The 23,125-nt window shown below is 70.1% G+C and carries 17 protein-coding genes and 2 rRNA genes; 14 read left to right on the top strand and 5 right to left on the bottom strand.

The features are described from left to right. Window positions 1-88 precede the first annotated feature (88 nt). The 14 genes from I847_RS0100005 to I847_RS0100070 all read left to right on the top strand — a co-directional run bounded on the left by I847_RS0100005 (window position 89) and on the right by I847_RS0100070 (window position 18,490). A 23S ribosomal RNA gene (locus I847_RS0100005) occupies window positions 89-3,197 on the top strand. Between the two features lie 82 nt (window positions 3,198-3,279). Beyond that, window positions 3,280-3,396: ribosomal RNA gene (gene rrf / locus I847_RS0100010) — 5S ribosomal RNA — on the top strand. Window positions 3,397-5,231: 1,835 nt separating this feature from the next. Further along, on the top strand, window positions 5,232-6,338 hold the full coding sequence (locus I847_RS27275) for a lipopolysaccharide assembly protein LapB (RefSeq protein WP_231384018.1): 1,107 nt from the start codon (window positions 5,232-5,234) through the stop codon (window positions 6,336-6,338). Further along, window positions 6,335-7,369 carry an HAD-IIA family hydrolase gene (locus I847_RS0100020; protein ID WP_028048040.1) on the top strand — a complete coding sequence of 345 codons (1,035 nt, stop codon included), beginning with the start codon at window positions 6,335-6,337 and terminating at the stop codon, window positions 7,367-7,369. The genes I847_RS27275 and I847_RS0100020 overlap by 4 nt, the downstream gene beginning before the upstream one ends. A 245-nt stretch (window positions 7,370-7,614) precedes the next feature. Next, window positions 7,615-7,800: a hypothetical protein gene (locus I847_RS27280; protein ID WP_034608637.1), complete on the top strand. Its 186-nt coding sequence runs from the start codon at window positions 7,615-7,617 to the stop codon at window positions 7,798-7,800. 7 nt (window positions 7,801-7,807) lie between these two features. Continuing rightward, entirely contained in the window at window positions 7,808-8,635 is an 828-nt protein-coding gene (locus I847_RS0100030) for a TlyA family RNA methyltransferase (protein WP_028048041.1), read from the top strand. Continuing rightward, entirely contained in the window at window positions 8,632-9,528 is an 897-nt protein-coding gene (locus I847_RS21105) for an NAD kinase (protein WP_051274328.1), read from the top strand. Before I847_RS0100030 ends, I847_RS21105 begins: the two co-directional genes overlap by 4 nt. 4 nt (window positions 9,529-9,532) lie before the next feature. After that, complete coding sequence (gene recN, locus I847_RS0100040; RefSeq protein ID WP_028048042.1) at window positions 9,533-11,257, top strand: DNA repair protein RecN; 1,725 nt, start codon at window positions 9,533-9,535, stop codon at window positions 11,255-11,257. A gap of 6 nt (window positions 11,258-11,263) precedes the next feature. Beyond that, window positions 11,264-12,448, top strand: coding sequence for a putative cytokinetic ring protein SteA (steA, locus tag I847_RS0100045; RefSeq protein WP_028048043.1), 1,185 nt, complete (start codon window positions 11,264-11,266; stop codon window positions 12,446-12,448). An 88-nt stretch (window positions 12,449-12,536) separates the two neighbouring features. Then, window positions 12,537-13,568, top strand: coding sequence for a copper transporter (locus I847_RS21110; RefSeq protein WP_051274329.1), 1,032 nt, complete (start codon window positions 12,537-12,539; stop codon window positions 13,566-13,568). Then, entirely contained in the window at window positions 13,565-14,452 is an 888-nt protein-coding gene (locus tag I847_RS0100055) for a hypothetical protein (RefSeq protein ID WP_028048044.1), read from the top strand. The genes I847_RS21110 and I847_RS0100055 overlap by 4 nt, the downstream gene beginning before the upstream one ends. Then, entirely contained in the window at window positions 14,449-16,128 is a 1,680-nt protein-coding gene (gene murJ, locus I847_RS21115) for a murein biosynthesis integral membrane protein MurJ (protein WP_051274450.1), read from the top strand. Before I847_RS0100055 ends, murJ begins: the two co-directional genes overlap by 4 nt. A gap of 71 nt (window positions 16,129-16,199) precedes the next feature. Continuing rightward, the gene (locus I847_RS0100065; protein ID WP_028048045.1) at window positions 16,200-17,870 is read left to right on the top strand and encodes a CTP synthase; all 1,671 of its coding nucleotides are present in this window, start codon (window positions 16,200-16,202) and stop codon (window positions 17,868-17,870) included. After that, complete coding sequence (locus I847_RS0100070; RefSeq protein ID WP_028048046.1) at window positions 17,870-18,490, top strand: NUDIX domain-containing protein; 621 nt, start codon at window positions 17,870-17,872, stop codon at window positions 18,488-18,490. The genes I847_RS0100065 and I847_RS0100070 overlap by 1 nt, the downstream gene beginning before the upstream one ends. 66 nt (window positions 18,491-18,556) lie before the next feature. Here the strand turns inward: I847_RS0100070 and I847_RS0100075 are convergent, their stop codons facing one another. From I847_RS0100075 to I847_RS0100095, 5 genes are all read right to left on the bottom strand, one after another. Continuing rightward, window positions 18,557-19,360 carry an ABC transporter permease gene (locus tag I847_RS0100075; RefSeq protein ID WP_028048047.1) on the bottom strand — a complete coding sequence of 268 codons (804 nt, stop codon included), beginning with the start codon at window positions 19,358-19,360 and terminating at the stop codon, window positions 18,557-18,559. Then, window positions 19,357-20,349, bottom strand: a complete 993-nt coding sequence (locus I847_RS0100080) for a daunorubicin resistance protein DrrA family ABC transporter ATP-binding protein (protein ID WP_028048048.1) — start codon at window positions 20,347-20,349, stop codon at window positions 19,357-19,359. Before I847_RS0100080 ends, I847_RS0100075 begins: the two co-directional genes overlap by 4 nt. 46 nt (window positions 20,350-20,395) lie before the next feature. Further along, window positions 20,396-21,364: a heme A synthase gene (locus tag I847_RS0100085; protein ID WP_028048049.1), complete on the bottom strand. Its 969-nt coding sequence runs from the start codon at window positions 21,362-21,364 to the stop codon at window positions 20,396-20,398. A gap of 70 nt (window positions 21,365-21,434) precedes the next feature. After that, window positions 21,435-22,184 carry an ABC transporter permease gene (locus I847_RS0100090; RefSeq protein ID WP_028048050.1) on the bottom strand — a complete coding sequence of 250 codons (750 nt, stop codon included), beginning with the start codon at window positions 22,182-22,184 and terminating at the stop codon, window positions 21,435-21,437. Continuing rightward, the gene (locus tag I847_RS0100095; protein ID WP_028048051.1) at window positions 22,181-23,098 is read right to left on the bottom strand and encodes an ABC transporter ATP-binding protein; all 918 of its coding nucleotides are present in this window, start codon (window positions 23,096-23,098) and stop codon (window positions 22,181-22,183) included. Before I847_RS0100095 ends, I847_RS0100090 begins: the two co-directional genes overlap by 4 nt. Between the last annotated feature and the right edge of the window lie 27 nt (window positions 23,099-23,125).

Below are 23,125 nucleotides of genomic sequence, written 5' to 3' on the forward strand. Positions count from 1 at the left end.
TGGGTAGGCGCTGGGGTGAGGGTGCCGGAGCCGGTCGTAGCTTGAGAACTGCACAGTGGACGCGAGCATCTTTTTGAATGATCTTTGTGGTCAAGTTTATAAGGGCACAGGGTGGATGCCTTGGCACTAGGAGCCGAAGAAGGACGTTGTAGCCTGCGATAAGCCTCGGGGAGTTGGCAAACGAACCGTGATCCGAGGATGTCCGAATGGGGAAACCCCGCACGAGTCATGTCGTGTGACCCGCACCTGAATATATAGGGTGTGTGGAGGGAACGGCGGGAAGTGAAACATCTCAGTACCGCCAGGAAGAGATATTCCGTGAGTAGTGGCGAGCGAAAGCGGATCAGGCCAAACCGTGTACGTGTTCAAGCCGGCAGGCGTTGCGTGCACGGGGTTGTGGGACCTTTCCGTTGGATCTGCCGATCCGACAGGGAGTCAGAAAGTCGCGTCATAGTCGAAGGGCATTGAAAGGCCCGGCACAGAGGGTGTGACCCCCGTAGACGAAATGGCGTGGCCTCCCGAAGGGGATCCCAAGTAGCTCCGGGCCCGAGAAACCTGGAGTGAATCTGCACAGACCACTGTGTAAGCCTAAATACTACCTAGTGACCGATAGCGGACAAGTACCGTGAGGGAAAGGTGAAAAGTACCCCGGGAGGGGAGTGAAATAGTACCTGAAACCGTGTGCCTACAATCCGTTGGAGCCTCCCTAGCAGGGGTGACAGCGTGCCTTTTGAAGAATGAGCCTGCGAGTTAGTGGTACGTGGCGAGGTTAACCCGTGTGGGGAAGCCGTAGCGAAAGCGAGTCCGAATAGGGCGATTCAGTCGCGTGCTCTAGACCCGAAGCGGAGTGATCTAGCCATGGGCAGGTTGAAGCGCGGGTAAGACCGCGTGGAGGACCGAACCCACCAGGGTTGAAAACCTGGGGGATGACCTGTGGTTAGGGGTGAAAGGCCAATCAAACTCCGTGATAGCTGGTTCTCCCCGAAATGCATTTAGGTGCAGCGTCACGTGTTTCTTGCCGGAGGTAGAGCTACTGGATAGCCGATGGGCCCCACCAGGTTACTGACGTTAGCCAAACTCCGAATGCCGGTAAGCCAGAGCGTGGCAGTGAGACTGCGGGGGATAAGCTCCGTAGTCGAGAGGGAAACAGCCCAGACCACCAGCTAAGGCCCCTAAGCGTATGCTAAGTGGGAAAGGATGTGGAGTTGCACAGACAACCAGGAGGTTGGCTTAGAAGCAGCCACCCTTGAAAGAGTGCGTAATAGCTCACTGGTCAAGTGATTCCGCGCCGACAATGTAGCGGGGCTCAAGTATACCGCCGAAGCTGTGGCATTCACACAAGCGCTAAGCCTTCGTGGTTCAGGCGTGTGGATGGGTAGGGGAGCGTCGTGTGGGCAGTGAAGTCGCGGGGGAACCCAGCGGTGGAGCCTACACGAGTGAGAATGCAGGCATGAGTAGCGAATGACGGGTGAGAAACCCGTCCGCCGAATGACCAAGGGTTCCAGGGCCAGGCTAATCCGCCCTGGGTAAGTCGGGACCTAAGGCGAGGCCGACAGGCGTAGTCGATGGACAACGGGTTGATATTCCCGTACCGGCGAAGAACCGCCCATACCGAGCCCGGTGATGCTAAACGCCCGAGATCAGCCATCGTCCCTTCGGGGACACCGGTTGATGGAGCGCGTGACCCGAACCGGTAGTAGGTAAGCGTATTAACAGGGGTGACGCAGGAAGGTAGCCGAGCGTGGCGATGGTAGTCCACGTCTAAGGTCGTAGGGCGAGGTGTAGGCAAATCCGCACCTCATATAGCCTGAGAGCTGACAGTGACCGCGAATGCGGGAATTCGGTGATCCTATGCTGCCAAGAAAAGCCTCGACGCGAGGTTCTAGCCGCCCGTACCCCAAACCGACTCAGGTGGTCAGGTAGAGAATACCAAGGCGATCGAGAGAATCGTGGTTAAGGAACTCGGCAAAATGCCCCCGTAACTTCGGGAGAAGGGGGGCCTGAAGCGTGAACCGACTTGCTCGGGGAGCGTGAAGGGCCGCAGAGACCAGGGAGAAGCGACTGTTTACTAAAAACACAGGTCCGTGCGAAGTCGCAAGACGATGTATACGGACTGACGCCTGCCCGGTGCTGGAAGGTTAAGAGGACGGGTCAGCCGCAAGGCGAAGCTCAGAATTTAAGCCCCAGTAAACGGCGGTGGTAACTATAACCATCCTAAGGTAGCGAAATTCCTTGTCGGGTAAGTTCCGACCTGCACGAATGGCGTAACGACTTCTCCGCTGTCTCAACCGCGAACTCGGCGAAATTGCACTACGAGTAAAGATGCTCGTTACGCGCAGCAGGACGGAAAGACCCCGGGACCTTTACTATAGCTTGGTATTGGTGTTCGGTGCGGCTTGTGTAGGATAGGTGGGAGACTGTGAAGCCGGCACGCCAGTGTCGGTGGAGTCAACGTTGAAATACCACTCTGGTCGCTCTGGATATCTAACCTCGGTCCGTGATCCGGACTAGGGACAGTGCCTGGTGGGTAGTTTAACTGGGGCGGTTGCCTCCTAAAATGTAACGGAGGCGCTCAAAGGTTCCCTCAGCCTGGTTGGCAATCAGGTGGCGAGTGCAAGTGCACAAGGGAGCTTGACTGTGAGACTGACAGGTCGAGCAGGGACGAAAGTCGGAACTAGTGATCCGGCGGTGGCTTGTGGAAGCGCCGTCGCTCAACGGATAAAAGGTACCCCGGGGATAACAGGCTGATCTTGCCCAAGAGTCCATATCGACGGCATGGTTTGGCACCTCGATGTCGGCTCGTCGCATCCTGGGGCTGGAGTAGGTCCCAAGGGTTGGGCTGTTCGCCCATTAAAGCGGTACGCGAGCTGGGTTTAGAACGTCGTGAGACAGTTCGGTCCCTATCCGCTGCGCGCGCAGGAAACTTGAGAAGGGCTGTCCCTAGTACGAGAGGACCGGGACGGACGAACCTCTGGTGTGCCAGTTGTTCCGCCAGGAGCACGGCTGGTTGGCTACGTTCGGAAGGGATAACCGCTGAAAGCATCTAAGCGGGAAGCCTGCTTCAAGATGAGGTTTCCATGGGGACTTGATCCCCGAGAGGCTCCCAGCTAGACCACTGGGTAGATAGGCCGGATGTGGAAGAGGGGACGAAAGACCCTCGCAGCTGACCGGTACTAATAAGCCGACAACTTCATCACATTCATTCAAGTCAATGTGCTACGCGTCCACTGTGCGGTTCCCGAGAGACGAACGGGAACCCGTTTGACAACTCGACAACGTTACGGCGGTCATAGCGAAGGGGAAACGCCCGGTCCCATTCCGAACCCGGAAGCTAAGCCCTTCAGCGCCGATGGTACTGCACTCGCCAGGGTGTGGGAGAGTAGGACGCCGCCGGACATCATTCAGGAAAGCCACCCCTCCGGGGGTGGCTTTTCCTGTTTCCAGTACCACTGTGCGCGCAGCGTCGGGCGCATCCTGAACCGTTTCTTGACGCACCACGCCATGTCACGCACTACTGCCGTGCCACGCTTCGAGCGGGGGTCCGGTGTCGAGAGCGGGGATGAGACGATGGTGTCGTCGTACCCGACGAGGAGAGCACACAGATGAACAGCGATGACCGTCCGAAGAGCACACCCGACGACCGTGGTCGGTCGGGCGGTGCCGGCGGCGGCCGATCCGGCAGCGGCTCGAGCTCCCAGCGCGGCTCGGCGGGCTACGGGAACCGTGGCGCGTCTGGCGGCGATCGTGGCCGTTCCGGTGGAGCCCCGTACGGCGGTTCCCGTGACGGCGGATCGCGCGGCAGTTCTTCGGGTGGTCGTCCCGCGGGTGCGGGTGGTTCGTCCGGCGGCGGTCGTTCGTCCTACGGAGATCGGCCCTCTTCCGGCGAGCGCGGGGGATACGAGAGCCGGTCGTCCGCCGGTCGAGGTGACCGGCCTTCGTACGGCGGCGCGCGCGGCGCCGAACGCCCCGACCGTCCGTCCTCTGGCTCCCGGGAAGGCCGCCCGCCGTACGGCGGAGCGTCTCGCGGTGAGCGTCCCACCTACTCCGGTCGCACCGACCGTCCACCGTTCAGCGACCGCCCCCGCGGGGACCGCTCCGGAACGTCAGACCGTTCGTACGGCGATCGGCCCCGCACCGGAGAGCCCTCGTCCGGCGCGCGGGGTTCGGGTCAGCGCTCGTCGTACGGTGACCGCGGAGGCGCGGCGTCAGGCGCTCGTCCGCAGAGCGACCGCTCGTCGTACGGCGACCGGCCCCGCACGGACCGTCCCTCCTATGGCGACCGTCCGTCGGCGAGCGACCGTTCACGGACCGATCGCCCGTCCTACGGCGACCGTTCGCGCGGCGACCGTCCTTCGGCGTCGGGGAAGCCGGCATACGGTGCTGGCTCACGGAGTGATCGTCCGTCGTCCGGAGGTCGGCCTGCGTACGGTGACCGGAACGACCGCCCCTCGTCGACGGGTCGGCCAGCGTACGGCGACCGCAACGACCGCCCGTCGTCGACGGGTAGGCCTGCGTACGGCGACCGCAACGACCGCCCGTCGTCGACCGGTCGGCCTGCGTACGGCGACCGTTCCCAGGCAGACCGTTCGGGCTCGGGCAGCCGTCCCCGCGACGACCGGCGACCGACGGGCGACCGCTCGTCGTTCGGGTCCGCCGGGGCGAGCGACCGCGGTACCTACGGAGACCGTTCGCACCTCGACCGCAGCTCGTCCGACCGTCGTCCCACCGGCGACCGCTCACGCACCTCTCGGCCCTACGGGGACCGGCCGGCGGGCGACCGCGCCCGGACCGATCGGCCGCCTTACGGTGATCGGTCCGATCGGCCGCGCTCTGATCGGCCGACCTACGGTGACCGGAGCGGCCGATCGTCGAGTGATCGTGCCGAGCGCCCGCCGTACGGTGACCGCAACGATCGGCCGCGCGACGACCGGGCCTCGTACGGTGACCGGAGCACGAGCGACCGCCCGCGCACCGAGCGACCCTCCTACGGTGACCGCAGCGACCGGCCCACGGGGGACCGGCCGCGTTCTGACCGCCCGTCGTACGGCGACCGGCCGTCCGGAGAGCGGCCGCGCACCGACCGCTCGTCGACGGGCCGGACGCCGTCGAGCGACCGGCCTCGTACCGAGCGCCCGTCCGCTGGGCGCAGCGACCGACCGGCGACGAGCGACCGTCGGCCTCCGTCCGGAGATCGAGGGCGCCCGGCGTACGGTGCGCCAGCCGTTGCGGGCGTGCGTGGAGCACAGGGCTCGGGCGACCGCCGTGACGACGACAAGAGGCTGACCCGTCCGCCTCAGGAAGAGCGCGTCCAGGCACCGGAGATCCCCGAGGACGTCGTGTTCGCCGACCTCGACCGTTCCGTGCGCGGGCGTCTGCGGACGCTCAGCAAGGACAACGCCGACGGTGTCGGTCGGCACCTGGTGATGGTGGGCCGGCTGCTGGACACCGACCCGGAGCTCGCCTACGAGCACGCTCAGGCCGCCGTGCGTCGCGCCGGTCGGGTCGACGTGGTCCGGGAGGCGGCCGGGCTGGCCGCTTATCGCACCGAGCGGTACGCCGAGGCCCTCCGTGAGCTGCGCACCGTGCGTCGGCTGAACGGGTCGTCGGAGCACCTGGCGATCATGGCGGACTGCGAACGCGGTCTCGGTCGTCCGGAGCGCGCGCTGGCGCTCGCACAGGAGCCCGAGGCGTCGACGCTGGACTCCGATGCGCAGATCGAGCTCGCCATCGTCGTGAGCGGCGCCCGCCTTGATCTGGGGCAACCGGAGGCCGCTCTGGCCGCACTCTCGACCGACGCCGTCCGTGCCGGTTCGGGGATCGTCGCGATCCGGGTCGCGCAGGCACGGTCGACGGCTCTCGAGGCGGCGGGCCAGGTCGACGAGGCTGCCGCAGAGCTCGCGCCGTACACGCAGGAGCAGCTCGACGAGGCCGCCGGCGACGTCGAGCCCGACGAGGAGTTCGTGGCGTTCGACCTCAGCGAGTTCGACGACGAGGGTGACTACGAGGACTACCCCGTCGAGGCGTCCGGGGACCCCGGAACGTCGGAGCTGGCCGCTGCTGAGCTCGACGACGTGGACGACGACGACGATGCGCTCGCCGAGGCTGAAGCCCTTCTGGTCGACGACGAGTCCGAGCCCGTCGGCGGGTCCGACGAGTCCGGGCCTGTCGGCGGGTCCGACGACGAGTCCGGGCCCGTGGGCGGGCCCGACGAGGCCGGGTCCGACGATGGCGAAGACGTCGCTGACGAGTCGGAGTCCGGTTCGGCTGAGCACGTGGTCGCGGCCGATTCGACGAGCGCCGACGACAGCAGCAACGGCGACAGCGAGGACGATCGGTGACGGACGCTGCGACCTTGATCGGGTCGGCCACGCCCCTGGCGGACCGGTTCGACCTGGCGCTCGTCGACCTCGACGGTGTCGCGTACAAGGGTCATGACCCGATCGAGGGTGCCGCGAAGGGGCTCTCGGCTGCTCGCGGTCGCGGCATGCGCCTGGTGTTCGTCACCAACAACGCCTCCCGTGAACCGGAGTCGGTGGCCGAGCAGCTGACCGGGCTGGGAATCGCGACGGAGCCCTCGGACGTCATGACCGCGGCCCAGGCGGCGGCGCAGCTCCTCGCGTCCCGCCTGCCCGCGGGCGAGAAGGTCCTGGTCGTCGGCGGCGCGGGACTCGTGACCGCGGTACGAGCGGCCGGCTACCAGGTGGTGTTCTCCGCCGACGACGAGCCCGCTGCGGTGGCGCAGGGATTCGCGCCGGAGGTCGGCTGGGCGCAGCTCGCCGAGGCGGCCTACGCGATCGAGCGGGGTGCCTGGCACGTGGCGTCGAACTTGGACCTCAGCCTGCCCACCGCGCGCGGCTTCGCCCCCGGGAACGGCTCGCTCGTCGGTGCCGTTCGGGCTGCCACCGGCGTCGAGCCGGACAGCGCGGGCAAGCCGTCGCCGACGATGTACCACATGGCCGTCGAGCGGGCCGGCGCGCGCGAGACGCTCGTCGTCGGTGATCGTCTCGACACGGACCTCGCCGGTGCGCGCGCGGGCGGCTTCGTCGGCCTGCACGTGCTGACGGGGGTCAATTCCGCCCGCGACGACGTGCTCGCCAGGCCCGGTGAGCGTCCGCACCTCATCGGGGCCGATCTGCTCTCGCTGCTCGTCGCGCACCCGGAGCCGGTGCAGGTGGGCGACGGGTGGTGGACGTGCCGTGCGGCGTCGGCGCGGATCGTCGACGGTGCGCTCGAGCTGGGCCGCCATGACGCGACCGGGGTCGAGGACCGGGTCGACGTCGTGCGCGCGGCCTGTGCGGCGGCGTGGGCTGCTGCCGACGGCGGCGTGGAGATCGATGCGACCACAGTCCCGGAGATGGCAACGAGCTGACGACCCGGTGCGTGCCGGACGGGATGCGTCGGAGTTGCCAGGTAGCGTGGGCGCGTCCGAGCACGGGCGGTTCCAGCTCGCGCGGTCGAGCCGGGACGGACAGCGCTCGGAGCGGCTTGGCTCGGCGGGATCATGTCCGGACGGGATCATGTGAGGACGGGGTCTTCTCCGGGTGCGGTCGCTCGTGAGGGCCAGGCTCGGATCGACGTGCGGACGCACCCGACCAACCAGAGGGAGGCACTGCAGTGAGCGAGATGGTCGACGCATCGACGGGTGCCGAGGACGGGTACGGCTCGACGGCTGACGCAGCCGTCGATGAGGCGTTGTCGCGGCTCACCGGTCTGGAGGCCCAACCGTTGCGGGCCCACGTCGCCGTGTTCGACGCGGTCCACGGTGCGCTGCAGGACCGGCTCGCCGACGCCGAGGGCTGAGACCGCCGTGACCACTCGCCTCGACACCGAGCTCGTGCGCCGCGGCCTGGCCCGCTCGCGCAAGCACGCCGTCGACCTGATCGTCGCGGGACGCGTCACCGTCGACGGCGAGGCCGTCGTCCGCAGCGCGCTCCAGGTGACGGACGAGCGCGCCGTGACCGTGCAGCCGGACGACGACGATCCTGGGTACGCGTCGCGGGCTGGGCACAAGCTCGCCGGCGCGCTCGACGCCCTGGACGGGATCGAGGTGCGCGGGCGCCGGTGCCTCGATGCGGGTGCGAGCACGGGGGGCTTCACCGACGTCCTGCTGCGCCGCGGTGCCGCGCACGTCGTGGCGGTCGACGTCGGCCACGACCAGATCGTCGACAGTCTCCGGGCGGAGCCCCGGGTAGAGGTCCGAGAGGGCGTCAACGTGCGGACGCTGGGCCGTGGCGCCATCGATCCGGCGCCGACGCTCGTCGTCGCGGACCTCTCCTTCATCTCGCTGTCGATCGTGCTCCCGGCTCTGGCCGACGTGGCGGCACCGGACGCCGACCTTCTCCTGATGGTCAAGCCGCAGTTCGAGGTCGGTCGCGAGCGCCTGGGATCGGGCGGTGTGGTCCGCCTGCCCGCGTTGTGGGTCGACGCGGTCGTCGGGGTTGCGCACACCGCAGCCGCGCTGGGTCTGGGCGTCCGGGCGGTCGTGCGCAGTCCCCTGCCGGGGCCGAGCGGGAACGTGGAGTTCTTCGTCTGGTTCCGCCGGGGCGAGGCGGCGGACGGCGTCGTGGCAGACCCGCCTGTCCACGTGGACGTCGAGGGCATCCGCGCTGCGGTACTTGCCGAGGGGGAGCGATGAGCCGTCGTGCGCTGGTGGTGACGCACGGCGGCCGCGAGGAGGCTCGGTCGGCCACCCTGGACGCCGTCGCGGCGCTGGAGCACGCGGGCGTCGAACCGGTGCTGGCGGCCGAGGACGCGGTTGCCTCCGACCTGCCGTCGTTCGAGCTCGCGATCGTGCTGGGCGGCGACGGGACGATCCTGCGTGCGGCCGAGCTGACGCGAGGCACGGCGGTCCCGCTGCTCGGGGTCAACCTGGGCCATGTCGGGTTCCTGGCGGAGAGCGAGCGGGACGACATCGGGGAGGCCGTGCGGCGGCTGACGGCGGGGGAGTTCGAGGTCGAGGAGCGCGGCACGCTGGACGTGCGGGTGCTGGCGCGCGACGGTTCCATCGGCTCCGGCTGGGCGCTCAACGAGGCCGCCCTGGAGAAGGTCGACCGCTCACGCATGCTGGAGGTGCTCATCGAGGTCGACGGGCGCCCGCTCTCCTCGTTCGGTTGCGACGGGATCGTCGCGGCGACCGCCACCGGTTCGACGGCCCACGCGTTCTCCGCAGGCGGCCCGGTCGTCTGGCCGGACGTCGACGGGATGATCCTCGTGCCCATCGCGGCGCACGCGCTGTTCGCGCGCCCCCTCGTGGTGGGTCCCCGGAGCAGGCTCGCGGTCGAGGTGCTGGAGCGCTCGCCGGCCGCCGGCCAGGTCACGCTGGACGGGCGACGACGTCTCGAGGTGCCCGTCGGTTCGCGCGTCGAGGTCCAGCGCAGCGACGTCCCCGTACGCCTGGCGCGCCTCACGCTGGCGCCGTTCACGACGCGTCTGGTGAACAAGTTCGCGCTGCCGGTCGACGGCTGGCGGGGTCGGCCGAACGGGACCGGACGGCCGCGCAGCATCGACGACGGAACGACGACGAGGTAAACGGATGATCGAGGAGATCCGGATCGAGAACCTCGGCGTCATCGGCCGCGCCCAGCTCGAGCTCGGGCCAGGGCTGACGGTCATCACCGGCGAGACGGGCGCGGGCAAGACGATGGTGCTCACCGCGCTCGGCCTGCTCCTGGGGGGCAAGGCGGACTCGGCTACCGTGCGCATCGGAGCGCCCTCGGCCGCGGTGGAAGGGCGTGTCTCGCTCGAGCCGGGTTCGGCAGCACTCGACCGGGCCGGGGAGGCGGGCGCCGAGCTCGACGACGACGGCAGCCTCGTGCTCGTGCGGACCGTCGGTGCCGGGTCGACCGGCAGGTCCCGTGCGTTCCTCGGCGGCCGCTCCGTGCCGCAGACCGTGCTGGCCGAGCTCGCCGACGAGCTCGTGACCGTCCACGGCCAGGCTGATCAGGCACGGCTGCGATCGCCGTCCCACCAGCGTGAGGCGCTCGACGCGTTCGTCGGTGCCGACCACGTCGACGCTCTCGGGCGATACCGCCGTGCCTGGGCCGAGCGGGCGCGCGTCGAGGCTGAGCTGACCGAGCTGGTCGAGCGCGCACGCGACCGGGCACGCGAGGCAGAGCTCCTGCGGCTGGGGCTCGCCGAGGTCGAGCGGGTGGACCCCCAGGCCGGCGAGGATGTCGCCCTCGCCGAGGAGGTCGAGCGGCTCGCCCACGCCGAGGACCTCCGCGCGGCAGCGAACGGGGCGCACTCGGCCCTCGTCGGCGGAGAGGTCGACGAGGTGGTCGGGGCGGTCGCGACGATCGAGCTGGCGCGACGGCTGCTCGAGCACGAGGGTGCACACGACCCCGCCCTTGCCGCCCTCGCCACCCGGATCGCCGAGGCCGGCTACCTCCTCGTCGACGCCGGGACCGACCTCGCGGCCTACCTCGAGGACCTGCAGGCAGACCCGTTGCGGCTCGATGCCGCGCAGCGTCGGCGGGCCGAGCTCGCCTCCCTGACCCGCAGCTACGGCTCGACGGTCGACGAGGTGCTGCAGTGGGCGGATACCGCGGGACGGCGGTTGCTCGAGCTCGACGGGGGCGACCAGCGGATCGACGCTCTGCAGTCTGCGCGCGCGGCTCTGGGGGCGGAGCTCGTCGCGCTGGCGGACCGGGTCTCGACCGGCCGCGGCGACGGTGCGACCCGGCTGGCAGCGGTCGTCTCGGAGGAGCTCTCGGGTCTGGCGATGGCTGGGGCGGAGCTGCGGATCCTCGTCGAGCCCCTCGACGAGCCCGGACCGCACGGCGCCGACCGCGTCGAGATGCTGCTGGTCCCGCACGCCGGTGCGCCGGCACGACCGCTCGGGAAGGGCGCGTCGGGCGGCGAGCTCTCCAGGGTCATGCTTGCCATCGAGGTCGCTCTGGCCACGGCACCCGACTCGGGCGCGACGAGGCCGGGCACGTTCGTCTTCGACGAGGTCGACGCAGGGGTCGGCGGCCGCGCGGCGATCGAGGTGGGGCGCCGGCTGGCGGAGCTCGCTCACGGCACCCAGGTCCTCGTGGTGACGCACCTCGCGCAGGTCGCCGCCTTCGCGGACCGGCACCTGGTGGTGACCAAGTCGACCGCAGACGGTGTCGACGTGGTCACCGAGTCGGACGTGCGCTTGGTCACGAACGACGACCGTGTGCGCGAGCTCGCCCGCATGCTGTCGGGCCAGGAGGACTCGAATGCCGCGCGCACCCACGCGGCTGAGCTTCTCGAGCTCTCGTCCGTGGGACGATGAACGACGATGAGAGCATCCCTGCGCAAACGCACCGCTGTGCCCGAAGCCGGCGTCGTCAACGGCCCGGCCCGGGTCGACCCACGCACGAAGGGTCTGACCAAGCGTCTGCGTCCGGGTGACATCGCTGTCATCGATCACCTCGACCTCGACCGCGTCTCGGCCGAGGCGCTGGTCGCGTGCCAGCCCGCGGCGGTCCTGAACGCGGCGCGCTCGACCTCGGGGCGCTACCCCAACCTCGGCCCGGAGATCCTCGTCGCCGCCGGCATCCCGCTCGTGGACGACCTGGGCGCCGACGTCATGTCGCTCACCGAGGGTCACCGCCTGCGCGTCGTCGACGGCTCCGTCTACGACGGCGAGACTCTGGTGGCCGAGGGTGTCACCCAGACCACCGAGACGGTCACGGCCGCGATGGAAGAGGCTCGCGCCGGGTTGTCGGTCCAGCTCGAGTCCTTCGCGGCGAACACCATGGACTACCTGCGCCGGGAGCGGGACCTGCTGCTGGACGGCGTCGGTGTCCCGGACATCCGCACGCACATCGACGGCCGTCAGGTCCTGATCGTGGTGCGCGGCTACCACTACAAGGAAGACCTCGTCACGCTCCGCCCTTACATCCGCGAGTACCGCCCGGTGCTCATCGGGGTCGACGGGGGAGCGGACGCGATCCTGGACGCCGGCTGGCGGCCGGACATGATCGTCGGCGACATGGACTCCGTCTCCGACCGAGCGCTGACCTGCGGAGCCGAGGTGATCGTGCACGCCTACCGCGACGGGCGCGCACCGGGCCTGGCGCGGGTCGAGCAGCTCGACGTCCCGCACGTCGTCTTTCCCGCCACGGGCACCAGCGAGGACGTCGCGATGCTCCTGGCCGACGACAAGGGCGCCGAGCTCATCGTGGCGGTCGGTACGCACGCGACGCTCGTCGAGTTCCTCGACAAGGGCCGCTCGGGGATGGCGAGCACATTCCTCACGCGGCTCCGGGTGGGCAGCAAGCTCGTGGACGCCAAGGGCGTGTCGAGGCTCTACCGGAACCGGATCTCGAACGTCCAGCTCACGCTGCTCGTCCTCGCCGGACTGCTCGCTCTCGGCGTCGCCCTGGCGTCGACGGCGGCAGGGCAGACGATGATCGGCCTTCTCGGTGCGCGCATCGACGACCTGACCTCGTGGGTCCGCGGGCTGTTCGACGGCTTGTGACGATGCACTCGACTCTCGAGGACCACGTCCCCCTGCACCTGTATCCGGCGACCACCGCCGGGCCTGTACCCGACGGAGACTGCGCACGATGATCGACTTCCGCTACCACGTCGTCTCACTGATCTCGGTGTTCCTGGCCCTCGCTGTCGGCATCGCGCTCGGCGCGGGTCCCCTCAAGGAGACGATCGGGGACACGCTCACGGGCCAGGTCCAGCAGCTGCGCACGGAGAAGGACGCGCTGCGCGCCGAGCTGGACACCAACGCGAGTGCCGTCAAGGACTCCGAGGCCTACATCGACGCGTCGGGTCCGCAGCTGCTGGACGGCTCGCTCACCGACCGTCGCGTCGCGATCATCGCGCTCGGCGACGTCCCCGAGAAGAGCCGGACCGCGCTTGACCAGCGTCTCGACCAGTCGGGTGCGACAGTGACCGCCCACGTGACGCTCACCGACATGTGGACCGACCCGGACGTCCGCACGTTCCGACAGGCACTCGTCAGCCAGCTGACCCAGTACCTCGACCCGACCCCACCGGCGGATGCGGGGGCGGAGGCGGACCTCGCGTCCGCGCTCGTGCAGGCGCTCGTGACCGCGGACCCGGCCAACCCGGACGTGCTGTCGAACGACGCCGGGACGCTGCTCGACGTGCTGTCCTCGTCGGAGAACAAGGACAACCCCCTCGTCACGATCGCGGAGGACGTGACGATGCCGGCCGACGCGATCGTCGTCGTCGCGGTCCCGCTCGAACCGGTCGCGGCGGGGGCGACGCCGTCGCCCGAGCCGGCCGCGTCCGTGGTCGCGGCGCAGATCGCCGTGCTGACGGCGGCACAGGAGCTCTCCTCGGGCGCGGTGCTCGCGGACGGTCCCCGCGGCAAGGGCGCTCTGACGGATGCGGTCCTCGCCGACGGCGACCTCTCCGCGGCACTGACGACCGTGTCCGGCACCGACGCGGTGACCGGCCAGATCAACGTCCCTCTCGCGCTGGCCAACCGGATCGGCGGGAAGAACGGCCACTACGGGTTCGATGAGGGCGAGACGGTGCTGCCGCCTGCCATCGAGCTGCCGCCCGTCAGTCGCGCGGCCGCGGTCCCGGAGAACGCCGGCGCCGGGTCCGCCCCGTGACGTCCGTGCTCCGCAGGGCCGCCGCGGCTGTCGTCGCGGGCGTCGTCACCTCGGTGGTTCGCGGTGTCTTCGACGGTCAGGCGCCGGGCGGCCAGGCGCAGTGGACGCGCACGAACCATCGCGGTGAGCCGGTGAGCCTGCTCGAAGGCCCCTCGGTCGCGGCCGGGCTTCTTGTCGGCGGTCTGGTCGGTGCGTCCTCGGCACGTGCAGGCGCGGCCCTGACGGTCGCGACGGCCGCGGGGTCGGCCTTCGGCCTCGCGGACGACCTCGGCGAGGACGCCGGGGACCGGCGCAAAGGGCTGCGAGGCCATCTCGGTGCGCTCGCCCACGGGAGGGTGACGACGGGCGGCCTCAAGGTGCTCGGCATCGGAGCGGGTGCCCTCGTGGCAGCTGCGCTCGCCACCCCTGGTCATGGGCCCGACGGCACCCGCCGGTCGGCCGTCGGCTGGCTGGGCGATGTCGGGTCCTCCGGTGCGCTCATCGCGTCGAGCGCGAACCTGGTCAACCTGCTCGACCTGCGTCCGGGCCGTGCGCTCAAGGCTGTCGGCATCGTCGCTGCTCCGCTGGCTCTCGGTCCGGGTGCGGGCGCCGGCGCGGCCGCCGCGGTCCTCGGGGCCTCGGGTTCCGCGATCGACCAGGACCTCGCCGAGGCCGACATGCTCGGCGACGGCGGTGCCAACGCGATCGGGGCGACGCTGGGGACGGCGCTCGTCCTGTCGGCGCCCCGATCTGTCCGGCTCGCGGTGCTCGCCGTGGTCGTCGGTCTGACGGTCGCCAGCGAGAAGGTCAGCTTCACCAAGGTCATCGAGCGCACGCCGGTGCTCCGCGATCTCGACGCATGGGGCCGGCGTCCCGCCGACACCCCGGTGGACTGGTCCGCGTGAGCCCGGCCGCCCGGCGCACGCTCGCCGGGCTCGGTGGCGCCGCCGCGATGATCGCGGCGGTCACGGTGCTCAGCCGCGTCCTCGGGTTCGCGCGGTACCTGTTCCAGGCGCGCGCCTTCCACGACGGCGAGATCGGTGCCGCGTACCTCGCGGCGAACACGCTGCCCAACGTGCTCTTCGAGGTGGCTGCGGGCGGCGCGCTCGCCGGCGCGCTCATCCCCGTGCTCGCCCTGCCGATCTCCCGGGCGCTGGGCAAGGACGTCGACGCGATCGTCTCGGCGACCGTCGGCTGGACACTGCTCGTGCTGGTGCCGCTCGGTGGGCTGCTCGCAGCGCTGAGCGGACCGATCTCGGCAGTCTGGCCCAACCTCGACGACTCCCAGCGCGGCCTCCTCCAGTTCTTCATCGCCGTCTTCGCCGTCCAGGTGCCCATGTACGGCATCGCAGTCCTGCTGTACGCGGTGCTGCAGGCGCACAAGCGGTTCTTCTGGCCCGCGTTCGCCCCGGTGCTCTCGTCCGTCGTCGTCATCGGGACGTACGTGCTGTACATCGCGCTGTCCGACGGCGAGCTGGACGACCCCGCGGCGGTCGGCTCTGGTGCCCTCGCGTGGCTGGCCTGGGGGACGACGCTCGGCGTCGCGGCCATGTGCTTCCCGATGCTCGTGCCCGTGCGTCGGCTCGGCGTGCGGATCCGGCCGACGCTGAGGTTCCCGACCGGGGTGGGGCGTCGGTTGGCTGCGCTCGCGTTCGCCGGGGTCGGGTCGCTGGTCGCGCAGCAGCTCTCGGTCGTGGTCATCATGCTCGTCGCCTTCGCTCGCGGGGGCGGCGGTGCCTACTCGATCTACGTGTGGTCGCAGCAGGTGTACCTGCTGCCGTACGCGGTCCTCGTGGTGCCGCTGGCGACGTCGACGTTCCCTCGGCTCTCCACGCGCGCAGCGTCCGGCGACATCCCCGCGTTCGCACGGATGGCTTCGGGGACGACGCGTGCCGTGCTGGTGGCCGCCGCCCTCGGCGGGGCTGCGCTGGCGGCGGCGTCGCCGGCCGTGGGCGACATCTTCGGGGCCGTCACCGGCAATCCGGAGAGCTTCCCGACCCTGGCCCCCACGGTCACGCTCATGCTCCCCGGGCTGCTCGGCTTCGCGGTGATGTTCCATGCCTCCCGTGCCCTCTACGCGCTCGAGCGCGGACGATCCGCCATCGCGGCCAATGTGGCCGGCTGGGGCACGGTCGTCGTGGCCGCCCCGGTCCTCGGCGCGCTCCTGGTGCCGGACGGCACCGATTCCGGCGCGGCGCTGGCTGCCGTCGCGATCGCCGGATCTGTCGGCATGCTGGTGGGCGGTGTCGTGGCCGTCCTGCTCCTGCGACGCGCGACCGGCCGTGCCGCCACTGCCGGGCTGGCGCGGACGGCGATCGTCGTGGTCGGCGGCGGCGTGGTCGGCGCCGTGCTGGGCCGGGGGGTGGTCGACGCCGTCACGTCGCTCGTCGGCCACGATGCGATGACCGCGATCGCCGCCGCTGCCGGTGGTGGCATCCTCGCCGCGCTCGTGGTGCTCGGTGCGATGGTCGCTCTCGACCGTACGACGCTGCAGGACTTCCGTCGGCTCGAGTCGCAACCTCGCCGACCCGCCGAGGACCGTGTCCCGGATCCTGCGAACCTCGACGGCCCGATCTTCTGACATCCGAGGTGTCGGGACTCACCGTGCTCGGGGCCCCGGCGACGGGCGTTCGTCGGGTAGTCTGGAATCCCGTGACAGAGCGCGCGCATCGACTCTCCGGGCGGTCGGAATCCACGACCCGGCACATCTTCGTCACTGGGGGTGTTGCCTCCTCCCTCGGTAAGGGTCTGACGGCCAGCAGCCTCGGTCGACTCCTTCGCTCCCGTGGCCTGAAGGTCACGATGCAAAAGCTGGATCCGTACCTCAACGTCGATCCCGGCACCATGAACCCGTTCCAGCACGGCGAGGTCTTCGTCACCGAGGACGGCGCCGAGACGGACCTGGACGTCGGTCATTACGAGCGGTTCCTCGACGTCGACCTGGTCGGTTCGGCCAACGTGACCACCGGTGGCGTGTACTCGCAGGTGATCGCGAAGGAGCGGCGCGGCGAGTACCTCGGTGACACGGTGCAGGTGATCCCGCACATCACCGACGAGATCAAGTCGCGCATGCGTGAGCAGGCCGGCGAGGACATCGACGTCATCATCACCGAGATCGGTGGCACAGTAGGCGACATCGAGTCGCTGCCGTTCCTCGAGGCGGCCCGCCAGGTGCGGCACGACCTCGGCCGCGCGAACGTCTTCTTCCTGCACGTGTCGCTGGTGCCGTACATCGGCCCATCCGGCGAGCTCAAGACGAAGCCGACGCAGCACTCGGTCGCTGCGCTGCGCAGCATCGGCATCCAGCCGGACGCGATCGTCCTGCGCGCCGACCGCGACGTGCCCGAGGCCACCAAGCGCAAGATCGCGCTCATGTGCGACGTCGACGTCGAGGGCGTCGTGACGGCGAAGGACGCGCCGAGCATCTACGACATCCCGCGCGTGCTGCACGCCGAGGGCCTCGACGCCTTCGTCGTGCAGCGGCTGGCCCTGCCGTTCCGCGACGTCGAGTGGAAGGGCTGGGACGAGCTGCTGCGCCGCGTGCACCAGCCCGCCCACAGGGTCGAGGTCGCCCTCGTCGGCAAGTACATCGACCTGCCCGACGCCTACCTGTCCGTGACGGAGGCCCTGCGGGCCGGTGGCTTCCACCACGATGCCAAGGTGGTCATCCGCTGGGTCACGTCCGACGACTGCCAGACGCCCGAGGGTGCCCGCCTCGCGCTCGAGGGGGTCGACGCGGTCCTCATCCCCGGCGGGTTCGGCGTCCGGGGCATCGAGGGCAAGCTCGGAGCCCTGCGCTGGTCGCGGGAGAACCTCGTCCCGACTCTCGGCATCTGCCTCGGCCTGCAGTGCATGGTCATCGAGTACTCGCGCACCATCCTCGGTCTGGACGGCGCCTCCTCCTCCGAGTTCGACACCGACCCGGCGCACCCGGTCATCGCGACGATGGCCGAGCAGCACGCGTTCGTCGGCGGTGCGGGCGACCTCGGCGGCACCATGCGTCTGGGCGCGTACGACGCGCTGCTGACGCCGGGATCCGTCATCGCCGAGACGTACGGCGCGACCAAGGTCTCGGAGCGCCACCGGCACCGCTACGAGGTGAACAACGCCTACCGCGACAAGCTCGAGGCGGCCGGACTGGTCATCTCGGGCGTCTCGCCCGACACGTCGCTCGTGGAGTTCGTCGAGCTGCCGCGTGAGGTGCACCCGTACTTCGTCGCGACGCAGGCGCACCCCGAGTTCAAGTCGCGTCCGACGCGAGCGCACCCTCTGTTCGCCGGTCTCATCGGTGCTGCGCTCGCCCAGCGCGGTGACGAGTCCTGATGCCGCTGGAGGACCTCGAAGCTTCGCGCCCGGTCCTGGAGCACCGTCGGGTCCACCAGGGCAAGGTCTTCGACCTCGACGCCGACGTGGTGGACCTGGGGGACACCCAGGTGCTGCGTGAGTACGTCGCGCATCCCGGTGCGGTCGCGGTGATCGCGCTCGACGACGACGACCGGGTGCTGCTGCTCTCGCAGTACCGGCATCCCGTGCGCTTCGAGCTCTGGGAACCGCCGGCCGGCCTGCGCGACGTGCCCGACGAGCTGCTGGTGGTCGCCGCTGCCCGCGAGCTCGCAGAGGAGGCGGACCTGCACGCCGCGTCCTGGTGGCGGCTCGTGGACTTCTTCACGACGCCGGGCGGATCGAACGAGCGGATCCGCGTCTTCCTCGCCCGCGACCTGTCGGCCGTGCCCGAGTCGGACCTGTTCGCACGGACGGACGAGGAGGCCGGCATGGTCCCCGTCTGGGTGCCCCTCGACGAGGCCGTGGACGCGGCCCTGGGCGGCCGCCTGCACAGCCCGACGGCGGTCACCGGTGTCCTCGCGGCAGCGGCCGCCCGCGCACGTGGTTGGTCGACGCTCGAGTCGGTCCCGTGGCCGGTCGAGGACCCGGACGCCTCCTGAGTCGACGATCTCCCGGCCGACGCCGCCTGCCCCTCCTGGGACAGGCGGCGTCGTCGTCCCCGGCGGTCAGCGGCTCGTCGACTTCCGGTACTGCAGGTTGGCCAGCGGGACGAAGATCACCAGGATGATCGCGATCCAGAGGGACGTGTAGAGCACCGGGTTCTGCAGCGACCACTGCGTCGGCTCGGGAACGGCCGGGGGGATGTTGCCGAACAGCTCGCGGGCCGCTTGGGTCACGGTCGAGACCGGGTTCCACGCTGCGATCGTCTGCAGGACGGGCGGCAGGGTGTCGAGCGGCACGAAGGTGTTGGCGACGAAGGTGATGGGGAAGATCACGATGAACGCCGCGTTGTTGACCACCTCGGGGCTGGGCACCAGCATGCCGATCCACGCCATGATCCAGGAGATGGCGTAGGCGAACGCGAGCAGGAGCGCGAACCCACCGATCGCCTCGGCTGCGTTGGTGTGGATCCGCCAGCCGACGAGCAGGCCGGTCAACGACATGACGATCAGCACCAGGACGTTGTTGAGGACGTCCGAGACGGTGCGCCCGGCCAGCACCGCGGACGGCGCCATGGGGAGCGACCGGAACCGGTCGATGATGCCCTTCTTCACGTCGTCGGCCAGGCCGGCGCCCGTGATCGTGGCGCCGAAGATGACCGTCTGGGCGAAGATCCCGGCCATCAGGAACTCGCGGTACGACTGGCCGTTGCCGCCTCCGATCGCCCCGCCGAACACGAACGAGAACAGCAGGACGAACATGATGGGCTGGATGGTGGTGAACACCAGCAGGTCGGGGACGCGCTTGATCTTGATGAGGTTGCGCTTGGCGACCACAGCAGCGTCCGCGAACACGTAGGGGATGCTCATGCGCGTGCTCCTTCCTTGACCTTGGCGCTCTCGTCCGCGTCCTCGTCCTGCGCGGTCGCGCGTCCCGTGAGGGACAGGAACACGTCGTCGAGCGTCGGTCTGCGCAGCCCGACGTCGTCGAGCCCGATCGACGCCGAGTCGAGCAGTCGGAGTGCCTCCGTCAGCACCTCCGCACCGCCGGCCACCGGCATCACGAGCTGCCGGCTGCGGTCGTCGAGAACCGCCTTGCCGACCCCTCGAGGCTCGAGCAGGTCACGCGCCTCGGCGAGCCGGGCGCCGTCCTTGACCGTGAGCTCGAGCCTTTCGCCGCCGACCTGGCTCTTCAGCTGGTCCGAGGTGCCCTGGGCGATGATCCTGCCGTGGTCGATGACCACGATCTCGTCGGCGAGCAGGTCGGCCTCCTCGAGGTACTGCGTGGTCAGCAGGAGCGTCGTGCCCCCGGCGACCAGCCCCTGGATGACCTCCCACATGTCGGTGCGGCCACGCGGGTCCAGGCCCGTGGTGGGCTCGTCGAGGAACAGCACCGGGGGATCGGCCACCAGCGCGCCCGCCAGGTCCAGACGACGACGCATGCCGCCCGAGTAGGTCTTGCTGGGCCGGTCACCGGCGTCCTCGAGGCGGAAGGCGGCCAGCAGCTCACGGGCCCGCTCCCGGGACTTCTTGCGACCCAGGTGGTAGAGCCGCCCGATCATGTCGAGGTTCTCGTACCCGGTGAGGTACTCGTCGACCGCGGCGTACTGGCCCGACAGGCCGATGCGTCGCCGGACCGCGCGGGGGTGCGCGAGCACGTCGATGCCGGCGACCTCGGCGGAGCCGGAATCAGGCTTCAGGAGGGTGCTGAGCACCCGGACAATGGTGGTCTTGCCTGCGCCGTTGGGGCCGAGCAGGCCGAGCACGGTGCCCTTGGGCACGGTGAGGTCGACGCCGTCGAGCGCGGTGACGGTGCCGTACGTCTTGACGAGTCCACGTGCGGAGATCGCGGGGTCCATGCGTCGAGGCTAGGAGCACCCTCTGACACGCGGTAGGCGATCTGCCCTATCGCTGCGCGCCGACCGCCCGCGCGGGGGTCGTCGACGATCTCTCGGCGGGCCCCCGGGTGCGGGTCGTCCCGACGAAGAACGTGACCGCGGTGGTCAGCAGGGCGGCGCCCAGCATGTGCAGGTTCACCAGCGCGATCGGCAGGCCGGTGAACAGCTGCACGTAGCCGATGAGCCCCTGGCCCAGCGCCACGGCGAGCACGACCAGCGCGGCGGTCCACGGCCGGCGACGGAACCCCGAGCGCCGCAGGAGGACGAGGATGGCGACGAGGACCGCCACGAACGCCCAGACCGAGGCAGCGTGCGCCTTGGCCATGAGCCACGGGTCGACGTCGAACCGGTAGCCGACCTCGGAGTCACCCGAGTGCGGCCCGGCGCCGGTGACCACGACGCCGAGGGTCAGCACGACGGCGGTCAGTGCCACGAGCACCCGGGTCAGGATGCGCAGGGTGCCGTCGACGAGGCGCACGGCCGGGGCGTCGCCCTCTCCCGTACGCACCACGAGCCATGCGGAGAAGGCGACGAGCGCCATCGAGATGAGCAGGTGGCTGCCGACGATCGCCGGGTTCAGGTCGTAGATCACGGACAGGCCGCCGATGACCGCCTGCACCACCACGCCGAGGACCGGCACGACGCCGAGCGCCCGATAGGACCACGGCCGGCGGTTCTCGCTCACCACCAGCACGGCGACGACGAGGCCGATCACGACAAGGACCGGCGCGACCATCCGGTTGCCGAACTCGACGTACGGGTGGAAGGACGACTGTGCGTGCAGCGCCGGGGTGAACTCGCCGGGCTCGCACTGCGGCCAGGACGAGCAGCCGAGCCCCGAGCTGGTGAGCCGGACCGCTCCGCCGGTCACGATGATCACGATCTGGCCGACCAGGTTGGCCACGACGGCGGTCCACGCCCACCGGTCGCGCAGCCGCTCGAGCAGCGGCGGTCGGACCTCGACGGCGGGGGACATGCTCACGTCGACAAGCGTACGGTCCGGTCCTGCGTGGCCTCGGCCGTGAGGACCGCGAGGCTGGTCACAGTCAGTGCCAGCGGAACAGCCGCGACGCGCCCCAGCCGAGCGCGGCCGTCCAGCCGACGAGCACGACGACCGACCAGACGGGCAAGGGTCCGTGCCAGAGGGTCTCGCGCATGGCGTGACCGAGCGCCCCGGACGGCAGCAGCAGGGCGACGTGGGCCATCGGGCCAGGGAGACGATCGGCGGGCACGATCACGCCACCGGCCACGGCGAGCAGCAGGAGCAGCAGGTTGGCGACGGCGAGCACGGCCTCAGCGCGCAGGGTGCCGGCGATCAACAGCGCCAGCGACGTGAACGCTGCGGTCCCGAGGACCACGGCGACCACCGCGAGCAGGAGCCCGGCGGAGGACGGGTGCCAGCCGAGCAGCAGGGCCGTCGTCACGATCACCGCGACCTGCACGACCTCGACGGCCAGGACCCCGAGGACCTTGCCCGCCAGCAGCCCGCTGCGACCCAGCGGCGTGGTGGACAGGAGGCGGAGCACCCCGTTGCGTCGGTCGAACGCGGTCGCGATCGCCTGCGAGGTGAACGACGACGTCATGATCGCCAGAGCGAGGACCCCGGGCGTGAAGAAGTCGATGCGGCTCATGCCGTCCGTGTCGATGGTGATCCCGGTGGCCTTGGTCAGCCCGACCAGCACCAGGACCGGCACGACGATGGTGACGAGCAGCTGTTCGCCGTTGCGCAGGATCGCGCGCGCCTCGAACGCCGTCTGAGCGAGCACCCGCCGGCGCGCGGGTGCCGAGGTGCTCATCGCAGGCTCCGTCCGGTCAGGTCGAGGAACACGTCCTCGAGCGTCCGCCGACCCACGGTCAGGCGCGTGACCAACGCGTCCTCGTCGGCGAGCCATGCGGTGAGGGTCGCGACCGTCGACGGATCCACGGCCCCGGTCACCATGTACGAGCCGCGGCTCGGCTCGCTCACGGTGAGCCGGAGGGCCGCGCTCAGCGCGGACAGCGGGAGGTCGGGCGTCGAGTCGAAGCGCAACGTCCGGTCGGTCGACGACGCCACGAGCGAGGCAACGGTGCCCGAGGCGATGACCCTCCCGTGGTCGATGACCACGACGTGGTCGGCGAGGTCCTCCGCCTCGTCCATCAGGTGCGTGGTCAGGACCACGGCGACCCCGTCGTCGCGCAGCTCCCGGACCAGGTCCCAGACCGCGTGCCGGGACTGCGGGTCCATCCCTGCGCTCGGCTCGTCGAGGAACACGAGATCGGGCTTGCCGACGACGGCCGCGGCGAGGGCCAGACGCTGACGCTGGCCGCCGGACAGCCGGCGCACCGTGGTGCCGGCGAACGAGTCGACGCCGAGGCGCTCGCTCAGCTCGCCGATGTCGCGTGGGTCGGCGTACATCGTCGCGACGTGCGCGAGCATCTCCCGTGCCTTGATCGCGGTGGGCAGCCCGCCGTCCTGCAGCATCACCCCGACGCGGGGCCGAAGGGCTCGCGCGTCGGCCAGGGGATCAAGACCCAGGACCCGAACCGTGCCCGCGTCGGGCTCCCGCAGTCCCTCGCAGCACTCGATGGTGGTCGTCTTCCCGGCACCGTTGGGGCCCAGCACCGCCGTGACCTGGCCCTGCCGTGCGACGAGGTCGATGCCGTCGACGACGGCGCGCGAGCCGTAGCGCTTGACGAGCCCGGAGATCTCGAGCGCGGGGGAGTCGGGCACGAGAGCGCAGTCTAGGTGTCCGGGCGC

This window comes from Cellulomonas sp. URHD0024 (assembly GCF_000426185.1).
GTDB lineage: Bacteria > Actinomycetota > Actinomycetes > Actinomycetales > Cellulomonadaceae > Cellulomonas.

Excerpts from the sequence above, each read along its gene's own strand:
- I847_RS21105 (WP_051274328.1), top strand. The coding sequence starts at position 8,632 with ATGAGCCGTCGTGCGCTGGTGGTGACGCACGGCGGCCGCGAGGAGGCT.
- recN (WP_028048042.1), top strand. The coding sequence starts at position 9,533 with ATGATCGAGGAGATCCGGATCGAGAACCTCGGCGTCATCGGCCGCGCC.
- steA (WP_028048043.1), top strand. The coding sequence starts at position 11,264 with ATGAGAGCATCCCTGCGCAAACGCACCGCTGTGCCCGAAGCCGGCGTC.
- I847_RS21110 (WP_051274329.1), top strand. The coding sequence starts at position 12,537 with ATGATCGACTTCCGCTACCACGTCGTCTCACTGATCTCGGTGTTCCTG.
- I847_RS0100070 (WP_028048046.1), top strand. The coding sequence starts at position 17,870 with ATGCCGCTGGAGGACCTCGAAGCTTCGCGCCCGGTCCTGGAGCACCGT.
- I847_RS0100075 (WP_028048047.1), bottom strand. The coding sequence starts at position 19,360 with ATGAGCATCCCCTACGTGTTCGCGGACGCTGCTGTGGTCGCCAAGCGC.
- I847_RS0100080 (WP_028048048.1), bottom strand. The coding sequence starts at position 20,349 with ATGGACCCCGCGATCTCCGCACGTGGACTCGTCAAGACGTACGGCACC.
- I847_RS0100085 (WP_028048049.1), bottom strand. The coding sequence starts at position 21,364 with ATGTCCCCCGCCGTCGAGGTCCGACCGCCGCTGCTCGAGCGGCTGCGC.
- I847_RS0100090 (WP_028048050.1), bottom strand. The coding sequence starts at position 22,184 with ATGAGCACCTCGGCACCCGCGCGCCGGCGGGTGCTCGCTCAGACGGCG.